This window comes from Ancylomarina longa (assembly GCF_003996985.1).
GTDB classification, from domain to species: domain Bacteria; phylum Bacteroidota; class Bacteroidia; order Bacteroidales; family Marinifilaceae; genus Ancylomarina_A; species Ancylomarina_A longa.
Window position 1 is genome coordinate 105,393 of the sequence record NZ_RJJX01000007.1, and the last position, 19,422, is coordinate 124,814.

Sequence of the window (19,422 nt, forward strand, 5' to 3'; positions counted from 1 at the left end):
AAATGTGTATCCTTAGTCAATATACAACATCAATAATTTAAAAATAAAGATCCCTCTCTCCTGCTTTCACTAATTTTAAGCGATCCAATAAATCATCAATCTTCTGAATATCCTTTAATTCTTTTATTTTCACATCAATTAACTGATATCCTTTTTCCTTAACCTCACTTGTAGCATAATCTTCAAGATACTCTGCCAAGGTTAATATTGCATTTTGAGCACAATATCGTTTGATAAAACCAGGTACCGAAAATTCCATAAAATGTTCACCGGTTCTTCCTTTACGATAGCATGCAGTACAAAATGATGGTAGATATTGCTTTTCAATTAACTCGTCGATAACTTCTGCTAAACTTCGGGTATCCCCAATTTCAAATTGTTCCATCTCCAAATCCTGCTTCTTTGCAGAATCCTCAGAATAACCACCTAGCTGAATATTTGTGCCTGCATCAATCTGAGAAACTCCTAATCGGATAACTTCCTCCCGAAGTTCCTGTGGTTCTCTTGCCGTAAGAATCAAACCTGTATATGGTACTGCAAGTCTTAAAATAGCAACCAAACGGACAAAATCCTCATCACTTACTTCATACTTTTCATCAATATTAGAATCGGAAGCGGCCTTTACTCTCGGAAATGATATTGTATGCGGGCCAACATTATAGCATGCCTCGAAATGATTCACATGACGTAAAAGACCAAGAACTTCGTACTTCCAATCATACAAACCAAAAAGTGCGCCAATACCCACATCATCTATTAAAGCTTCCTGTGCCCTATCCAAACCTGTCAAACGCCAATTAAAATCTTTCTTTTTACCACTTATATGATATTTCGCATATGCTTCCCGATGATAAGTCTCCTGAAATATCTGGTAAGTACCAATTCCAGCTTCTTTTACTTTTTTATAACCTTCGACATCAAGTGGAGCTGCATTAATATTTACTCTTCTAATCTCCCCATTAGCTGATTTCACCTTATATACAGAACGAACAGAGTCTGCAATAAAATCGGCATCATACATAGGGTGCTCACCATAAACCAAAATGAGTCTTTTTTGCCCGGTATCCTCCAATGCCTTCACCTCCATCTTAATTTGCTCATCAGACAAGGTAATACGATGCTGTTTTTTATTGGAAGCCCTAAACCCACAATAAGTGCAATTATTTACACATTTATTACCAATGTAGAGCGGAGCAAAAATAACGATTCTATCTCCATAAACTTTTTCCTTTAAAGTTCTGGCTCCCGCTTTAATCTCCTCGATTAATTCAGGATCTTCGGCTTTTAATAAAACTGCAGTTTCTTGAAGACTTAATCGATTTTTCGCCAATGACTTTTTAATAATTGCACGAACATTATCGGCACTTACCTGGGTATTATTTAAAATCTCCCAAATTTCCGATTCATCTATGAAAGGTTTCATTCTTTCATCCTTAATCCGATACTCCTGAGGTTTGTAAATCATTTTCATCCTATACGCTGTATATGTCTCGGGAAAAACCAATTGCCTCAATTTCACCCGTGTAGTTTGTTAATTTTCACTTCAAAATTAATCAATATTCTTTTCAATCCTCAAAAAAATAGAGTTTAAGATCTAATATTTTCCATTTAAGAATGAATCAAAAAAAAGTCCAAAACAAATATTGCTTTGGACTCTTAATATCATTAGAAATTATCAGATCTTTTATTGATATTTTCGTTTTACAAACCATCTTTCGAACAAGCTTAACTCCAGAGTAAACTTTCCGTAATCTTCGCGAATATTGTCATTTGAAGTTGTTCCCATCTGTCCAAATTCAAAAGCAATATTTATCATTCCTTTTTGTTTTGCCATTGGAATACCTAGTCCAAAACTTAAACCTCTGGTTTTAATTCTATCATTCTGTACTGATATATAACCTGTATCATAAAAAGCACCTAATCGATAGGTGAGTTTTTTCAAGAACTTGGTAGCGTAGCCATCATTAGCAATATAATTCATTCCAAAACTATATCTATTTCTATCTACGAAATTATTTGAATTGGTAAAAATTTTGGTATCACTCCATTGCTCATGAGAATAATCTGCTCCTAACCACAATTGTTTATTTTTAGTCATTCCAACACCAAAACCATACGACAACGGCACATCGAATGTACCACGATCCAACGTGTTTTTATAAACCGTATCACCTAGATTAGATTGATAATTGGTAACGTATAATTTACGTTTGGAACTAATGCCTTGTTTAGGTTGAAAATTAGCACCCACAGTTAATTCCCAATCCTTCAATAACTGATGCCCATACTGTAATCCAAAACTAGCATAAACACCTCGAGAAATCAATTGCTGCTGGCTGGAATACACATAAGAGCTTCTCTCCAAAGTCAAATTCTCATTAGAAGTATTATTCCCGAATAAAAAAATCCCATTAACACCCAAAGACAAATTTTTAAAAAGGGACACTCCAGTACTCCAGACAAACTTATTTAAACCACCAGTTCCTGACAAAGAACGTTGGTAGAACTCATTTGTGCCACCAGCAACCTGTTCCTTAGTGGCAATATCATATCCAACATTAGTATATGGAACCAAAGCTATTGCGGTTGCTACAGAAGGAGAAATTCTAAAACCAAATGATAGTTCTGAAAAGTTATTATCGTGAAATGTATCAGATTTTCCTTTCTGATTCATGATAGACGTTTTGGATGTCAATCCTACATTAAAGACAAATTTCATGCTATCAAGACTTGTCAATGATGCCGGGTTATTAATATTTAAATTACTTCCTCCTCGATATGCCAAATTTGTACCTCCTAGTGCAGCTGCTTTACCATTTACAGGTTGACTAATTTCACCCAAGCCATAGTAGGAATAAGGAGAGGATGTATTATTCTGTGCAAAGGCTGAGCTACTACCCAGCAAAACAAGCACAAAAATAAAAGCAGAAATGAAATTCTTGTTATTTCTGTACCACATATGTCGCTCTTAATTTAAATTCGAAATCTGATTTATGATCATTTGTCAATACAATTCTATCTGTAGAAGAACTCAAAGATTCCGTAGGTAATGAAATCAATAAACCTTCATCTTCATCCAATCCAGCAGACAATCTGCTATTGACATAGTTGGTAACATCAAAACTATAATAAGACCCTTCCTGATATTCATTATCCAAACGAAATTGCGAAGTTAATGGTACATTATTAGTTGGATTAGATAGCAATAGTAATAAATGATTTTCTTCGTCTGTTACATATAGATTAAAACTAGCCGGCAAGGGATATAGTTCATCGCTGTAAGTTCCCGGCTCAGGATAAAATACAAGTTCTGCACTTAAAAGTGAGCCTGACTTTCCAATCTTAGATAATTCATTCAAATGAGGAATTCTTATTTTTGTCATCAAACCTATCCCTCCTTGCATGAAAGTGAGATTATTTGTCTGTTCTGATGGTAAATCAAATTCACGGTCAACTAAATCCTCCAATAAAGTTCCGGTTCTATCCGACTTATAGTTTGAAAAAATGAACGGACTAGCACCTGCTGGGAAATCATGATGTAAATCTTTCCCGGAATTTTCTCCGCTAATTTCGTGATAATACAATCGAATATTAAACAGAGTATCTGAAGTTTTAAAATTTAGAATAGCTGCATCATCATTATCCCCTGGCCGCAATGATATACCTTCTAAGAAGTTTTCCCACTCATTAACACTTTTCATGATATCATCATGATCTTCTGCCATCTCAATCAATTTCTTGCCGAAATCATCAGATAATTTAATTCGCAAATTATACTTTTTCCCATTCTTCGTTCTTAATGGGCGAGCTTCAAAGGTCTTTTCTCCCAATGGTTCAGAATCAATAGCAAAATCATCGACATTATAAAGTTTGCCATTATCATTCAGCTTTATTTCCTCTGTTACACGATGGACTGAAATCGTCTGAGTCTTGAGGGTGTCACCATAAAACTTCTTATCAAAATAAGTAATCAAAACAATCGAATCAAAAACAGGGTCATTACTTTTTTCTAATGTTAGTCCCCCTCCTAGTCCAATTTTTGTAAAACCAGTTGCTTTCACAACACCAAAATACGGATCGACATATTGACCAACCGTAATAACACTTGTACCAGATGTAGCTAAAGAATCCACGATCACCGTGGATGCATTAATAGTAAATGTATCAATAAGCCGAACATCTGTAGAATTATCAATCAAATTGTTACCTAACTCGTGTTCGACAAAGCCATCAGTATTGCAACTTGCAAGAAAGACTGAAAGGAATAATAAATAGAAACTAATTTTGTACATATTCAAATATTGAAATAAAAAAGTCCAACAAATAAAGGCAAAACCAAGGTAGGATTGAACTTTTCTAGATATACTAATTCAGATTATCGGACAAATGTAATTAAAATATCGACAAACGCGATATTGCATTCTAAATTGTTAAATTTTCTAAATTAATACACGTATTTTTTCAATTCTAAAACCAATAATTTAGTTTTTTATTTATATTTGTCGATCAGATAAATCAGCCAGTTATTTAACGAAGTAATTACATCTTGTTTTATACGGCAAAAGTCCGGCATATTTGGAACTACCAAACAACTTATATTACAACCGGATCTGAAACAAATTTAACTTTGAAAAATCATAAAAATGAGACAAAGATTTTTATTAGGAATTATTGCAATTTTCTCTATCCTAACCAGCTGTAGTAGTGGCAGTAGTTTGGATGGCAACTGGATAAAACGCTCTAGTTATGCTGGTCGTGTTCGAAGCAACGCTGTTTGCTTTGTTATTGGCGATTACGCATATGTTGGAACAGGATATGATGGAGATGATCGTTTAGTCGATTTTAGAAAATACAATGCAGAATTAGATCGTTGGTCTGATTCTAATGGGGCGGATGCAGTTCCAGCTTTCCCAGGTTTAGCACGTCAATCTGCTGTTGGTTTTGCAGCAGGAGGAAAAGGATTCGTAGGAACCGGATTTGATGGTGATATAACCAGATTATCTGATTTTTGGGAATTCGATCCAGATAGCAAAACATGGACTCAGATTGCAGACCTACCAGGTGGTGCCAGACAAGAAGCTGTTGCTTTCGGAATTGGAAATTTTGGATATGTAGGAACAGGTTACGGATTCCTTGATGGTGATGACAAAAATGAATTGAAAGACTTCTGGAAATTAGATGCTACAACCGGAGTTTGGAGCAGCATAGGATTTAGTGGTGAGAAAGTTCGTGGAGCTTCAGCTTTTGTAATCGACAATAAAGCCTATGTTTGTTTAGGTAGAAGTAATGGTATTGCTGTTAATGATAATTGGGAATTCAATCCGGATTCAGATACCTGGACAAAGAAAACTGATCTTGATGATGATAATATTGATAAGGATGGCAATATTCTTCGTTACAACGCTGCTACTTTCGTAATTGGTGGAAAAGGCTATGTAGCTTCAGGTAGCAATGGTTTCCTTAAAAGAGATGTTTGGGAATACGACCCATCAAAAGACGATTGGGTAGAAAGAACTTCATTGGAAGCAGAAGTTGCCTCTAGAGAATATGCTGTTGGTTTTAGTTTAAACAACAGAGGATTTATTGCAACAGGTAGTTCTTCTGGTTTAAGATTAGATGATGTTTGGGAATTCAACCCTACAATGGAAGAAGTAGATACTGACAATTAAAATCTAATAATATCAAAAAAGGCTTGTAAAAATTAATTACAAGCCTTTTTTATTTGGTGGCTATCGCTTCAAAAAAATGAAGCAAATAAATCTAAATATAGCCTGCTTTATTAATTTTGAGAAAGGAATTCATCTATGATCTAATAAGTGTTGTGTTTTACACAGAGAGATGATTACATAGTATATTCCAACGGATCAACAAAAAATCAAATTATACCCAAATGAAAAAATATAAAGTATTACTAATCGCAAGTGTGCTAATTATTGCAATTACAGCCTTCTACTTTTATACTACAAAAAATGAAAGTAAATCAGTTGCAGAAAAAACGTGGACACTTAAAACGATTAAAATTGATGAAGGTTGGGGATATGCCATATATCAAAATGATATGCTAACGATCAAGCAAAATAGAATTCCTGCAATACCTGCGAACACTCCCTTTGTGTCGAAAGAATCTGCCCAAAAAGTAGGAGAAATCGTACTTCAAAAAATAAAAGGACATAAAATTCCCTCTATCTCAAAACAGGAACTTCAGAATCTGGGAATTATTGATTCTCTTTTTCAACCCATTCCTCAAAATTAGATAATCTCGAAGATTAACATTCCTTAACCAATAGGTTAAAGTGTGTTAATCAATTAAAGTTATCATAAAATGGCAGTATATTAGTAGCCATGATATTCAAAGCCATTATCCTCGATCGCGATTTATCCCATATTGAAAAGATTCAAAAATATGGGGAGTTGCTCCCCTTTCTGGAATTTAAGGCATGTTTTAGTAAATCTGAAACAGCAATGGCTTTCCTGAATAAGAATCCAGTTGATATTATTTTTGCTGATCTTGAATTTATTCAAAATGACACCTTTTCATGGCAAGCCACTAAATTATGCAATCCCAAAATAATCATAAGTTTAGACAATCCGGCATATGAATTTAAAAACCATTGTCTTAGTGCTTTTGAGTACATCAAAAAACCGCTTACTTTTGAGACATTCGTAAAGCCCCTTAATAGAATATACATACAAAAGCAATTAAATCCAGCTACTCAAACATCAGTTAAAGAGGCGAGAAAAAATGACTTTTTCTTTGTGAAAAACAATGCTATTATTGAAAGAATTAAATTTAAAGATATACTCTTTTTTAAAGGCTTAAAGGATTACATATGGATCCAAACCATACACAAAAAGGTAATTACACTACAAACAATGAAAAATTTAACGGAACATTTACCTTCTGAGCAATTTATCCGTATCCATAAATCCTTTATTGTTTCGCTGGAACACATTGATTGTATAGATCGAAATAAGGTGGTGATTGGATCAGAAAGATTACCCATTGGAGACACTTTTCGCCCCGGTTTTTTTAAACAATTGAAAGAACGAGAACTTATTTGGGACTAATACGCACTTTTACTTGCATAGCACTTTCCATCATAGATTACAATCTTTGCTCCTTCGAAATTTTTTCCTTCCATAAAAACTCTCGCAAGTTGCGAGAGTCTCATTGGCAGCTAAAAATGGCTATTACAACCTGCGAGAATCAAAAATTTATTAAAAAACCTCTCTCGCAAGCTGCGAACGCCTCATTGGCAACTAAAAATGACTATTACGACTAGCAAGAATCAAAAATTTAAAAAAATACCTTTCTCGCAAGTTGCGAACGCATTATTGGCAGCTAAAATTGACTATTACGACCTGCGAGAATCAAAAATTTATTAAAAAACCTCTCTCGCAAGCTGCGAACGCCTCATTGGCAACTAAAAATGACTATTACGACTAGCAAGAATCAAAAATTTAAAAAAATACCTCTCTCGCAAGCTGCGAACACCTTATTGGCAGCTAAAAGTGACTATTACGACCTGCGAGAAGCAAAAAATTATAATAAATGATCTCTCGCAAGCTCAGAATAAAAAAACCTCCGACAAAATTGCCGGAGGTTTCCAATATCAAATCAATTTTTATTGTTGGTATTCTTTAATTATATCAGCAACATCACCAACCGAAACGCGGCCATACACACGTTCCCCAACTGTTACTACTGGTGCAAGCCCACAAGCTCCCACACATCGCAGACAACTAATAGAAAATTTTCCATCATCAGTAGTTTCTCCGACAGGAACATTCAATTGACGTTTGAATTCCTCCAATACCTTTTCTCCACCACGCACATAACAAGCAGTTCCCATACAAATAGAAATAGGGAATTCGCCTTTAGGTACCATAGAAAAGAACGAGTAGAATGTAACTACGCCATAAACATGTGCAACAGAAACATTCAATTCGCGAGCAATGATTTCCTGCACTTCAGCAGGCAAGTAGCCAAAAGTCTGCTGTGCCTTATGAAGCACATTAATCAATTCGCTTCCTTCATTATCAAATGATTTGCAAATCTCCACAAGCTTGTCCACTTTGGATTTTGCTAATTTAATTTTTGCCATAATATAAACTCCTTATATTAATTGGATTGTATAAATCCTAATGGTTCAAAACAATTTATTCGATCTCAATATCCGTACTCTTATCGAAATAATGAGTATGTAATAATTTATGAGATAATTCACTACATGGTTTTCCTAAAAATTCTTCATACAATTTAATGATATAAGGATTTTCATGCGATTTCCGAATTGCTTTACCTTCATCTTCACGATAAAGAGCAGCAGCACGTTTTTTCAGAATAGAAGAGTCACCATGATGTAATGGCTGACCACCTCCACCGATACATCCACCAGGGCAAGCCATGATTTCAATAGCATGATACTGAGATTTACCATCTCGAATGTCTTCCAATAGTTTACGCGCATTACCCAATCCGTGAGCAATACCAATATTGATTGGAAGCCCATCAAAATCAACCGTTGCACTACGAATACCCTCCATACCACGCAAAGCCTTAAAGTCAACAGTTTTCAATGTTTTTCCAGTATACACTTCATATGCAGTTCGCGCAGCAGCTTCGATAACACCACCGGTAGTTCCAAAAATTACACCTGCCCCAGTAGATTCTCCCATTGGATTATCGAATTCGTCTTCAGGTAAACCAAGGAAATCCATATTAGCTTGTTTGATTAAATTAGCCAATTCTCTTGTAGAGATAGAATAATTTACATCCGGATCACCATCTACTTTAAATTCATCGCGCTGGCATTCGTATTTCTTAGCCAAACAAGGCATGATAGATACAACGATCATATCTTCGCGATTTATTCCCATCTGTTTAGCCAAATAGTTTTTTGCAATTGGTCCAAACATTTGCTGAGGAGAACGCGCTGTTGAAGGAATATCTTTCATATCAGGAAAATGATGTTCGAAGAAATTCACCCAGGCAGGGCAACAAGAAGTCAAAATAGGTAATTTCACATCTTTATCTCCTTCCAGATGTTTCTTTAAACGATCGAGCAATTCTGTTCCTTCTTCCATAATGGTTAGGTCGGCAGCAAAATCAGTATCAAATACGCTATTAAAACCCAATTGACGTAAGGCAGAAACCATTTTTCCAGTAACCAGAGTTCCTGGCTCCATACCAAATTCTTCACCAAGAGCAGCACGTACAGCTGGTGCAGTTTGAACAACCACCGTTTTCTTCGGATCCGCAAGATCTCTGATTAATTGGTTGGTATGGTCTTTTTCGGTAAGTGCTCCTGTTGGACAAACCGCTACGCACTGACCGCAATAGGTGCAAGTAGATTTTTCCAAATCCATTTCAAATGCAGGTGCAACAACCGATTCAAAACCTCGGTTAACCGCAGAAAGCGCACCAACAGTTTGAATATCGTTACACATGGTTTCGCATCTACGACACATGATACATTTGTCCATATCCCGAATGATGGATGGTGAATAATCCACTTTATAAGTAGATTGCTCTCCTTTATAATGAAGTTCACGCACTCCTAATTTAATAGCGATAGACTGCAAATCACAGTTTCCTGATTTTGCACACACCAAACAATCGAATGGATGATCGGAAAGCATCAATTCCATAACTGTTTTACGAGCATTAAGAACTCTCATGTTGTGTGTGTTCACAACCATTCCTTCTGCACATTTAGAGTTACAGGAAGGTGCTAAATTTCTTCTTCCTTCCACTTCAACAACACAAATTCGGCATCCTCCGGGCTTGTGTTCAATACCCATATCACCTAGATGCATATAGCAAAGTGTTGGGATCTCCACCCCAATTTGTTTAGCAGCATCTAATATAGTAGTCCCTTCCGGTACTTCTACTAATTTATTATCGATGGTTAATTTGATCATTTTTTCCATATTAAGATCCTCCTTACTTAATGCTTATCGCATTAAACTTACATTTGTCCATACATGTACCACATTTGATACATTTAGCTGCATCAATAACGTGAGCTTCTTTTCGTTCACCAATAATACAATCAACCGGACAATTCCTGGCACATAAAGTACATCCAACACAAAGTTCCGGATCAATCACATACTGCATTAAAGCCTTACATTGACCAGCAGGACATTTATGATCTTCAACATGAGCAATATACTCATCATAGAAGTTTTCAATTGTAGAAAGCACAGGATTTGGAGAAGTCTGTCCCAACCCACAAAGAGAGGTATCTTTAATTACAGTACTTAAGTTTCTCAACAGGTCAAGATCCTCTTTAGTACCTTTTCCTTCGGTAATTTTATTAAGCAATTCGTAAAGACGCTTATTTCCAACACGACAAGGAGTACATTTACCACAAGATTCTTCAACCGTAAAATCCAAGTAGAATTTTGCCATAGATACCATACAATCGTCCTCATCCATAACAATCATACCACCCGATCCCATCATGGAACCCACAGCAATCAAATTATCAAAATCGATAGGTGTATCCAGATGTTTTTCGGTTAAGCAACCTCCAGAAGGACCTCCTGTTTGTACCGCTTTGAATTTTTTACCATCCTTGATGCCACCACCAATTTCATAGATCACTTCGCGTAGCGTTGTTCCCATTGGAACCTCAATCAAACCAACATTATTGATTTTTCCTGCCAAAGCAAATACTTTGGTTCCAGCAGATTTCTCCGTTCCAATTTTCTTAAACCAAGCAGCCCCTTTATTGATGATTACCGGAACATTAGCAAAGGTTTCTACATTATTTACATTGGTAGGCTTACCATTGTAACCTGATTCAGCAGGAAATGGAGGCTTTACAGTTGGTTCACCACGAAGACCTTCCATAGAATGGATTAGAGCTGTTTCTTCACCACACACAAATGCTCCCGCTCCGTAACGCATTTCAACATCAAAGCTAAAGCCCGCTCCAAGAATATCATTACCTAATAAACCATATTCACGAGCTTGCTTAATCGCAACCTTTAAGCGTTGAATGGCCAAAGGATATTCAGCACGAATATATATTACCCCCTTAGTTGCGCCCATAGTATAAGCACAAATTGCCATAGCCTCCAATACAGAATGTGGATCTCCCTCTAGGATGGAACGATCCATAAATGCACCTGGATCTCCCTCATCGGCATTACAAACCACATATTTTTGATCAGCTTTATTCTTAGAAGCAAATTCCCATTTTAAACCGGTTGGGAATCCTCCTCCTCCTCGTCCTCGAAGACCAGATGCTTTGATTTCATCTATCACCAATTGAGGAGTCATGTCGGTTAAACATTTTCCCAAAGCTGCATATCCATCACGAGAAATATATTCATCTATATTTTCAGGATTAATAAATCCACAATTCCGAAGTGCGATACGAATTTGCTTCTTGTAAAATTCCATATGCTTGGAATCGCTTACCACTTCTTTCTTTTCAGGATCCACATAAAGTAAACGCATCACCTTACGTCCTTTTACGATATGTTCGTCTATAATTTCTTCGGCATCTTCGGGTTTTACCTCCACATAGAAAGTGTTATCCGGTAAAATCTTAACAATTGGTCCTTTTTCACAGAATCCGAAGCAACCAGTCATCACAACTTGCACTTCATCTTCCAGACCTTTCGCTTTTAAAGCCTCCTGTAAATTATTCTGAATAGTCTCACTTGCAGAAGCACGACATCCGGTACCACCACAAATAAGAATATGCATTTTATACTTTTCCATAATTGTCGTTTCGTTTAGGTTTAGTTGTCAATAGTTTTGTAGTTCACCGGAATAATACCATCAACCAATTCACCGTTCTTAATGTATTTCTCAACAATTTCATCGGCTTTTTTGGTATCTACATCGCCAAAAACGATTGGTTCTTTACCAGGTAATTTCACTTCAATTGTAGGTTCTGCATAACAATAGCCCATACACCCAGTTTGGGTAACTACTGCTTGAATTCCTCTTTTGGCTGTTACGTCAATAAGGAAATCCATCACCTCCTTAGCACCAGAGGCAATTCCGCAAGTTGCCATAGCAACTTTAATCTGAACCAGACCTTCGGGATTGTTGCTTTTCTCCCTAAGATCCATCTTTGACTGCAGCTCTTCTTTTATTCTCTTCAGATCTGCAAGGGATTTAACTTTTGCCATAATCTCTAATTATTAAAGGTTAGAATTTATACTATATTATTATTGTGTTTAGGTTCTCTTTAATTAACTCTTTTAAATATTGCATGATATTCGGATCTGATACAGAAACCTCCTCCAGCACTTCCTTTATTTCTTTTGTATCAAAAATATATTCGCCTTTCTCCGTTCTATGTCGATAAATAAAATCCATTTCCGGATTTGCTCCAAGAAGCAAAACCATAGTTCCTGCAATATCACCCAAAACAGGTCTATCGATATGTGAAAGAGAAAAACAAACGTCCAATCTTGTTCCCTTTCCTTCTTCTGACCATATTTCCATATTACCACCGGTTTGTTCCGCATTTTGTTTCAGCAAGGACAAGCCAAGTCCTACTTTACGCGTAGTTCTTGTCGTAAAAAAAGGATCGCAAACTCTCTCCAATATTTCTGTCGACATGCCACATCCATTATCTTTAATCGTAATGGAATACAGATCCTCTTTTTGATTTTCATTTATATCCAATTCAACAAGTGATGCTTTAGCTCTCACCGAATTTTGGATAATATCCATGATATGCAACGATAAATCTTTCATTAAATAATTAGGTTTAAGCTTTACTCTATCTCTACCAATCTTTTATTCAAACCATGTAAGGCCATTCTTATTTCTGAAAAACTCAGGCTATCCAAATGAAACTTGCTAACAGCATCACCAATATTCTCTATATAATGAGCATCTGAACTTTGAATAAACGTATATGCATTCAAATACTTATTCTTTTTTAAAAATTCACGTTTTGTAATATGTCGTGAAATTTCCAATGCATCAACGTTTAAATCAGGAGGTAAAAAGCCCAACTGACTAATCACACTGTTTTGCATTTTATTGACATGAGCCGGAATAAACAAACCATTCAATTGATGAACCATTTTTTCAATATCATTTATTCCCTTCTTCAGTCCCGAAACCAATAAATTTTCAATTTCTTTAATGATCTCTTCCTTCTCGTTTACCATTACCTGATAGCCAAAATGCTTTATATCATTCGGTATATTTGGCAAATTCTCCTCCAAATAGTACTGAAATTCGGACAAGCATTCTTCATTTTCAAAAAAACACAAACAATGCACTTCCTCGCGAGTAGTTACCTCCGCTCCCATTAGAACCATAATCCCTTCTTTTTCTGCCAATTTCCTAATTAAAGGAGCATGTAAGGTTGAATTATGATCCGTTATTCCCAATATGTCAATAGCACGTTCCTTAGCTTTTCGAACAATATTTACCGGACTCATCTCCAAATCACCGCAAGGAGATAAGACTGTATGCGTGTGCAAATCTGCCCGGTAAACCTTCATGCCCTACTTCGTCCTTTTAATCAAATCATATATTTTTCCCGTCAGCTCAAATGTTTCTTCCTCCGAGGAAAGAATAGGAATTCCTTCCTCATTGCTCTGTGCCGCAGTATCCTCTTCTGGTTGGTATCCTTTTACTAAAATAATGGCAGCTAAATCCTTTAGTGAAGCAATTGCCATGATATTTTTATGCGTTTGTAAGGTGAGCCAAATCTGATTTTCGTTGGCATTTCCCATCACATCGCTAAGCAAGTCAGAAGTATATCCACCGACTATTTCGCGATTTAAGCCTGCGGCTCCACTACATATTTTTAAGCCCAATTGGTCTACAATATCCTGTACTTTCATATTCTATTTTCCCTTAATATTCTTCTTTTCAAATCGTTCTTTTCCCCAAGTCTTTTCGGATATATCAAAAGATTCCTGTGGCGAAATTAATTCTTCTTTCACGAGCATTTTTTGCAGAAAAACACATTGTGTCATCTTCGCCTTACCCTGAACAATATCTTCCGCCAAAGCCTGACAGCGAGGTGCTCCACATGCTCCACAATCGATTCCTGGAAGCACTCTCATTATACGATTTATTTTTTTCATTTTACCCATCGCCACCATCATATCTGTATCAAGGCTGACAATGGATCGGGGCTCAATATTTTTTATCGAGATATTATCCAATAAATAGGAACGGTACTTTTCAATTTCCCTTTCCTTTAAAATTTCTGGTCTATTTTTATGGTGATAAGCTGCACGCTTTCGAAGTCGCTCAATAGCTAAGAATCTATTCTCTGTAGCCAATACACCTCCGGCACAGGAATGATCACAAGCTCTCAATTCCAGAAAATCAACATCTGAGATTACCTCGTTTTCCAGTTTCTCCAGAACTTCTATCACATTGTGAATTTCATCAATAGCCAAACACCGACCGGAATACTGAGAAGCTTCCCCATTCGTAAGTGTCCAACCTATCATCCTCCTTGAAAGATGTCGTTTCAAAGGTACTTCCTTCGCTTTTTCTTTATTTTGTTTAATGCTCAACAGAACTTTATTATAGATAAAATCCATGTTAATAACGCCATCAATCAGCATTTCTTCTGTTCCAACAGGACTCTTTACCGCAGCAATCTTGGCAGCACAAGGAGTAACATAGAATATTCCAATTTCCTCGCGTTGGAAACCCTCATCCATCAATTTTTTACGATAGAATAAAGCAGAAATATCAATAACCGGTTTTAAATGTATGATATGGTCAACAAGTGCAGGGAATTTAACCTGTATCAAACGAACTATTGCTGGACAAAAACTAGATATAAAGGGGCGATTTTGGTAATTCTTGTGCATGTAATTTTTGGTGACATCTGTTAAGATATCTGCTGTTTCATCTACCTCGTACACATGAGTAAATCCCAGCTCTTTAATTACAGCATAGATTTGCTCCTCTTTTATTTCATCAGGAAATTGACCTAGTAAAACTGTTGGAAGTAAAGCTACTCTCTGTTTGTAATTGAATATTTTAGTGAAATCATCCTGTTCTACAAATATGGCATTTACCGGACATGCTTTCAAACATTCCCCACAGTCCACACAGGCATTCTTATTGATATTGGCAATTCCATTTTTCACACGAATAGCAGAAGTAGGACACACATTCATACAATGTGTACAACCAATACACACCTCTTCTACGACTTTTAATGCATGATAAAAATGAATCTTCTCCATCTTAGACTATTTCAAATAGTTAACAATTTCAACTATTGTACCTACATTCACTTTACTCGATATATTTAATTGATCTGAGTTCTTTTTAATATTCGGAAGTCCCATTCCAGCACCAAATCCCATTTCCCGAACCTTCGGCGTTGCAGTAGAATATCCTTCTTGCATTGCCTGATCAATATCCGGAATTCCCGGTCCCTTATCCTGTATTGTAACGCTCACTTTATCCGGAATTATTTCTACATTCATTTCCCCCTCGTAAGCATGTGCAACTACATTTACCTCTGCCTCGTAAAGAGAAACAACCGTCCTTTTAATTATTTTAGGATCAACATTCAATTGTTTCAATATCTTTTTCACCTCGCTGGAAGCTGTTCCCGCTTTAGAAAAATTCCCCCCTTCTATTTCAAATCTAAACTCCATATTAATATACTGGTTTTAAACCCAATTCATTTAGAGCTGCACAAGCACGAAACATCGAATATCCACACTCCAATAAAGCAATACCATGTTCACAAGCCAATTCTTGCATTTCTTTCGATGCTTTTTTATCCCTCACGAATATAATGTGCGATATATCCAACATCTCGGAAGTTCTGATAGTTTGCAAATTATTCATCCCTGTGATTAAAAGAAGATTTTCCGTATCAATTGTAAGAACATCACTCATTAAATCGGAAGCAAATCCAAATTCTAACTTGCGATCTAAATCACATTTACCGCAAACTATTCGTGCATTAAGTTTATTAACTATATCTGCTACCTTAACCATACCCATGAGTGAAATTATGTTTCTTTTTTATTTTTTTTAACGGCACTAAGATAGGTAATTGGAAATTATTAAGGAATGATAGATAAAGGAATAGCGTGATTTTTAAAGAATAAATAATTAATCTAAATAATATTGTACCCTCTAAGAATTCTAAATAAAAATAGCTATTATTTCTGCTGTCAATTATTCAAATGAAAAGCAATTATTTTTTATTCCTGGATTCAAAAAGTAAAAGTAAATTTTTACTTATATTCGTTTATTCAGAATACATACAACCCTCTTGATTAGAGGATTTTTTCTTTATTAGATGACAATAAAAAAGCAACATATACTTGTTATAATACAAGATTTAAAGTCCTTAAATGTGGCAATTAAACATGCTTTTAAATTAGCAGGTATTTTTAAATGCGAAGTAGCCTTCACTTTTTTTCAAAATCATGAAGAACAGCAATTAGACGAGAATACCATTGAATTAATTAAAAATGCTAACCCCAGTGATATATCGTATCAAATAGTTAGGACGGATACACCAAAACGGGGACTTAACAACCTTATACAACAATTAGAAGCAATCTTTATTCTAACTCAATTCCCTGTTCATAGAATCGATCGCTCCTACAAGCTCAATCCAATTTTTAAATGGTTATTTGATGCCAAAATTCCTACAATTCTACTAAGCAGAAATACCAAATTAGAATGTAATTACAAGAACATTATTATCCCTGTAAATTACCGTAAGGAATGTAAGGAAAAAATGATATGGGCTAGTTATTTTGGACGTTTTAATCAAGCGGTACTCCATCTAATTGCAGCAAGTGAACAATCGGAAGATTTAAGTAGAAAAATAAAGGCGACCCTACTCTTTACGAAGAAGATGTTTGAGCAATTTAAATTCGATTATAAGATCATCAAGAGTCAATCCAATAGTTTTTCACTGGAAAAAGAAGCCTATGAATTATCTTCCAGATTGGATTCTGACCTGATGGTACTGATGTTAAATCATCAGGAAGGATGGTTTAGCACCCATTTCGGACCACAGAAGTTGAAAAAATATTTATGCCAAAAGGAAAGTCCAATCCTGTTTATTAATCCCTTAAAGGATTACTTTTTACCCTGTAGTTAATAGAACACATCCCTTACAGTTTATTGGGAAATTTCACTTTATAGCATCTCTAAAATAGGCATAACAAAAAAAGGAATTACCTAATACGGCAATTCCTTTTTTTTATCTCATTAATAATAGAGCGTTATTTCACTAAATTCATTTCATCAAGCAAGTATCCTGCTCCGGCAAATTTGTCGATAATGAACAATGCATAACGAATATCCAAAGTTACATTTCTGCAAATATCAGGATCGTACATTAAATCCGACATTACGCCCTCCCATGCACGGTCGAAATTCAATCCGATTAATTCTCCGTTGGCATTAAGCACCGGACTACCTGAATTTCCACCGGTAGTGTGATTTGTTGCAATAAAACAAACAGGCATCTCTCCCTTTTCATTTGCATATTGTCCGAAATCTTTCTTCGCATATAAATCTCTCAGTTTTTGCGGAACATCGTAATCAAATATCTCCGGATTATCTTTTTCCATGATACCTTCCAGGGTAGTATAGTAGTCGTAATTGACAGCATCGCGAGCTTTAAAGCCTGCCACCTTACCATAGTGAACCCTTAAAGTAGAGTTAGCATCCGGATAAAAAACCTTATCCTTTTGCATCTGCATCAAACCAGCCATATACGAACGCTGTAATTTTTTAATCTCAGTATTTATTTTCTTATAAGATGGATAAATTTCTGAGTCGTAAAAGAAATTAATATTTCTTGCTAGAACAAAAATGGGATCTTTCGCCAATCTTTTGCCTGATGACAATTTATAATTATTGAGCAGCTGTTCTATTTTAGCTTGATTGGCAAACACCGATTTGCTTAATGCTTTTTCTGCATAAGCTTCGAAATCACCTTTATACTTCTCTTTAATAGCTAATATTTCCTTCGGAATATATTTTGCATCCAGATTAGCGCTATACATTTTTAGCATGGCAGCCAATAGCTTTTTATCGGTAGGCAAATTATAATTCTTAAAGAAAGTGGCAGTCGATTTCTTTAAGGTTTTAATCTCCTCATCGAAATTAGCCGTATCCTTTTTCGTGAAATCCACTAACTTCTTAAACTTATAGGCAAAACCAACAGTTTCCGATCCTCTGATTCCCGCTTCGATTGCATAATCGCGTGCAAGACTCACCGGACTAAGTTCCGCATACAAAGATTTCATTTTACCTAGAATACCTGCGTACTTTGCTTTCAATTCTTCTGAAGAATTTGCCCATGTCTCGAAATTTTTCTCCTGCGCGATTTTCTTTGCTATAGCATTTAAACGATGTAAGCCTTTGATTTCTCCTTGCCATCTCTTCCAGGAATTAGCAACACCAGCATATTTTGCTGAATATTGAATACGAACCAATGGAGAAACATCCATATCTGCACGCATCAAATCCAATTTCTTGGTTCTGATCTTAATTTTGTGCGGATTATCCACTTCCGTCATCATTTTAAGTGCATCCGAAGTAAGATATTCAGTAGTTGTCCCAGGATATCCAAATACCATGGTGAAATCACCATCATGTACTCCTTTTAGTGATATTTTAAATGATTTTTTAGGTTTCAATGGAACATTATCCTTAGCGTAAACTGCAGGTTTATTGTCCTTATTGGCATAAATACGAAACATAGAAAAATCACCGGTATGGCGAGGCCACATCCAGTTATCGGTATCGCCACCAAATTTTCCGATTGCGGATGGTGGAGCTCCTACCAAACGCACATCCTTATAAATCTCATAAACAGATAAGAAGTACTGATTGCCATTAAAATATGCTTTTACGCTGGCACGGTAATCCGTACCCTTTTCGGCATCTTTCTGGATAGCTTTAATATGCTTCTTTATAATTTTTTGACGATCCATCTCCTTGGTAGCATCTGTGATACTATCCAAAACCTGAGCGGTAACATCTTCCATGCGAATTAAGAAGGAAGCTGTAATCCCTTCGTTTACTAGTTCCTGCTCGCGGCTCATGGCCCAAAATCCATCCTTCAAATAGTCGTGTTCCAAGCTGGAATGAAACTGAATGGCACCATATCCACAATGATGGTTGGTGATCAGCAAGCCTTCGTCAGAAATTAATTCGGCAGTGCAGAAGTGATGAAAAGGTCTTCCTTCCCTTCCCAAACCAACAACGGCATCTTTCAAACAAGCCTGATTGATACTATAAATATCGTCAGCAGTAAGTTTAAAACCTTCTTTCTGCATTTGCTCGATATTATACTTTTTCAGCAGCATCGGAATCCACATTCCTTCGTCTGCTTTTACTTGTGTTCCTATCAGCAATAAAAATGCGATAAGAAACAAACTCAATTTTTTAATCATGGTTAAGGTATTTTA

General features: G+C 36.0%; 18 protein-coding genes. 4 read left to right on the forward strand and 14 right to left on the reverse strand.

Going from position 1 to position 19,422, the window contains the following annotated elements:
• Window positions 1-37: 37 nt before the first annotated feature.
• The 3 genes from hydG to DLK05_RS07300 all read right to left on the reverse strand — a co-directional run bounded on the left by hydG (window position 38) and on the right by DLK05_RS07300 (window position 4,292).
• Window positions 38-1,471, reverse strand: coding sequence for a [FeFe] hydrogenase H-cluster radical SAM maturase HydG (gene hydG, locus DLK05_RS07290; RefSeq protein ID WP_127343353.1), 1,434 nt, complete (start codon window positions 1,469-1,471; stop codon window positions 38-40).
• Between the two features lie 213 nt (window positions 1,472-1,684).
• Window positions 1,685-2,959: a BamG family beta-barrel-assembly machinery protein gene (gene bamG, locus DLK05_RS07295; protein ID WP_127343354.1), complete on the reverse strand. Its 1,275-nt coding sequence runs from the start codon at window positions 2,957-2,959 to the stop codon at window positions 1,685-1,687.
• Complete coding sequence (locus DLK05_RS07300) at window positions 2,943-4,292, reverse strand: DUF4270 family protein (RefSeq protein ID WP_127343355.1); 1,350 nt, start codon at window positions 4,290-4,292, stop codon at window positions 2,943-2,945. Before DLK05_RS07300 ends, bamG begins: the two co-directional genes overlap by 17 nt.
• Window positions 4,293-4,643: 351 nt before the next feature.
• Here DLK05_RS07300 and DLK05_RS07305 point away from each other — a divergent pair, with 351 nt between their 5' ends.
• The 3 genes from DLK05_RS07305 (at window position 4,644) to DLK05_RS07315 (ending at window position 7,068) form a co-directional block, all read left to right on the forward strand.
• A complete protein-coding gene (locus tag DLK05_RS07305) occupies window positions 4,644-5,669 on the forward strand; it encodes a Kelch repeat-containing protein (protein ID WP_127343356.1) in 1,026 nt (341 codons plus the stop codon).
• Window positions 5,670-5,890: 221 nt separating this feature from the next.
• On the forward strand, window positions 5,891-6,253 hold the full coding sequence (locus tag DLK05_RS07310) for a DUF4907 domain-containing protein (protein WP_127343357.1): 363 nt from the start codon (window positions 5,891-5,893) through the stop codon (window positions 6,251-6,253).
• Between the two features lie 89 nt (window positions 6,254-6,342).
• Window positions 6,343-7,068: a LytR/AlgR family response regulator transcription factor gene (locus tag DLK05_RS07315; RefSeq protein WP_127343358.1), complete on the forward strand. Its 726-nt coding sequence runs from the start codon at window positions 6,343-6,345 to the stop codon at window positions 7,066-7,068.
• A 557-nt stretch (window positions 7,069-7,625) separates the two neighbouring features.
• Here the strand turns inward: DLK05_RS07315 and DLK05_RS07320 are convergent.
• From DLK05_RS07320 to DLK05_RS07365, 10 genes are read right to left on the reverse strand one after another with little or no spacing between them, the layout of a single operon-like run.
• A complete protein-coding gene (locus DLK05_RS07320) occupies window positions 7,626-8,105 on the reverse strand; it encodes an NADH-quinone oxidoreductase subunit NuoE family protein (RefSeq protein ID WP_127343359.1) in 480 nt (159 codons plus the stop codon).
• Between the two features lie 55 nt (window positions 8,106-8,160).
• Window positions 8,161-9,924 carry an NADH-dependent [FeFe] hydrogenase, group A6 gene (locus tag DLK05_RS07325; protein ID WP_127343360.1) on the reverse strand — a complete coding sequence of 588 codons (1,764 nt, stop codon included), beginning with the start codon at window positions 9,922-9,924 and terminating at the stop codon, window positions 8,161-8,163.
• 22 nt (window positions 9,925-9,946) lie between these two features.
• Complete coding sequence (locus tag DLK05_RS07330) at window positions 9,947-11,740, reverse strand: NADH-quinone oxidoreductase subunit NuoF (RefSeq protein WP_127343361.1); 1,794 nt, start codon at window positions 11,738-11,740, stop codon at window positions 9,947-9,949.
• Window positions 11,741-11,760: 20 nt separating this feature from the next.
• Entirely contained in the window at window positions 11,761-12,156 is a 396-nt protein-coding gene (locus DLK05_RS07335) for a (2Fe-2S) ferredoxin domain-containing protein (RefSeq protein ID WP_127343362.1), read from the reverse strand.
• Between the two features lie 31 nt (window positions 12,157-12,187).
• The gene (locus tag DLK05_RS07340) at window positions 12,188-12,730 is read right to left on the reverse strand and encodes an ATP-binding protein (protein WP_127343363.1); all 543 of its coding nucleotides are present in this window, start codon (window positions 12,728-12,730) and stop codon (window positions 12,188-12,190) included.
• Between the two features lie 20 nt (window positions 12,731-12,750).
• Window positions 12,751-13,491, reverse strand: coding sequence for a PHP domain-containing protein (locus DLK05_RS07345; protein ID WP_127343364.1), 741 nt, complete (start codon window positions 13,489-13,491; stop codon window positions 12,751-12,753).
• Between the two features lie 3 nt (window positions 13,492-13,494).
• Entirely contained in the window at window positions 13,495-13,836 is a 342-nt protein-coding gene (locus DLK05_RS07350) for a DRTGG domain-containing protein (RefSeq protein WP_127343365.1), read from the reverse strand.
• A 3-nt stretch (window positions 13,837-13,839) separates the two neighbouring features.
• Window positions 13,840-15,207 (reverse strand): [Fe-Fe] hydrogenase large subunit C-terminal domain-containing protein, encoded by a 1,368-nt coding sequence (locus DLK05_RS07355; RefSeq protein ID WP_127343366.1) that lies wholly within the window; start codon window positions 15,205-15,207, stop codon window positions 13,840-13,842.
• Window positions 15,208-15,213: 6 nt separating this feature from the next.
• Window positions 15,214-15,627 carry an ATP-binding protein gene (locus DLK05_RS07360; RefSeq protein WP_127343367.1) on the reverse strand — a complete coding sequence of 138 codons (414 nt, stop codon included), beginning with the start codon at window positions 15,625-15,627 and terminating at the stop codon, window positions 15,214-15,216.
• Between the two features lies 1 nt (window position 15,628).
• Entirely contained in the window at window positions 15,629-15,976 is a 348-nt protein-coding gene (locus tag DLK05_RS07365; protein WP_127343399.1) for a DRTGG domain-containing protein, read from the reverse strand.
• A gap of 364 nt (window positions 15,977-16,340) precedes the next feature.
• Between DLK05_RS07365 and DLK05_RS07370 the strand changes: the two genes are divergently transcribed.
• Complete coding sequence (locus tag DLK05_RS07370; RefSeq protein ID WP_127343368.1) at window positions 16,341-17,099, forward strand: hypothetical protein; 759 nt, start codon at window positions 16,341-16,343, stop codon at window positions 17,097-17,099.
• Between the two features lie 124 nt (window positions 17,100-17,223).
• Here the strand turns inward: DLK05_RS07370 and DLK05_RS07375 are convergent, their stop codons facing one another.
• Window positions 17,224-19,407, reverse strand: coding sequence for a S46 family peptidase (locus tag DLK05_RS07375; protein WP_235831971.1), 2,184 nt, complete (start codon window positions 19,405-19,407; stop codon window positions 17,224-17,226).
• Between the last annotated feature and the right edge of the window lie 15 nt (window positions 19,408-19,422).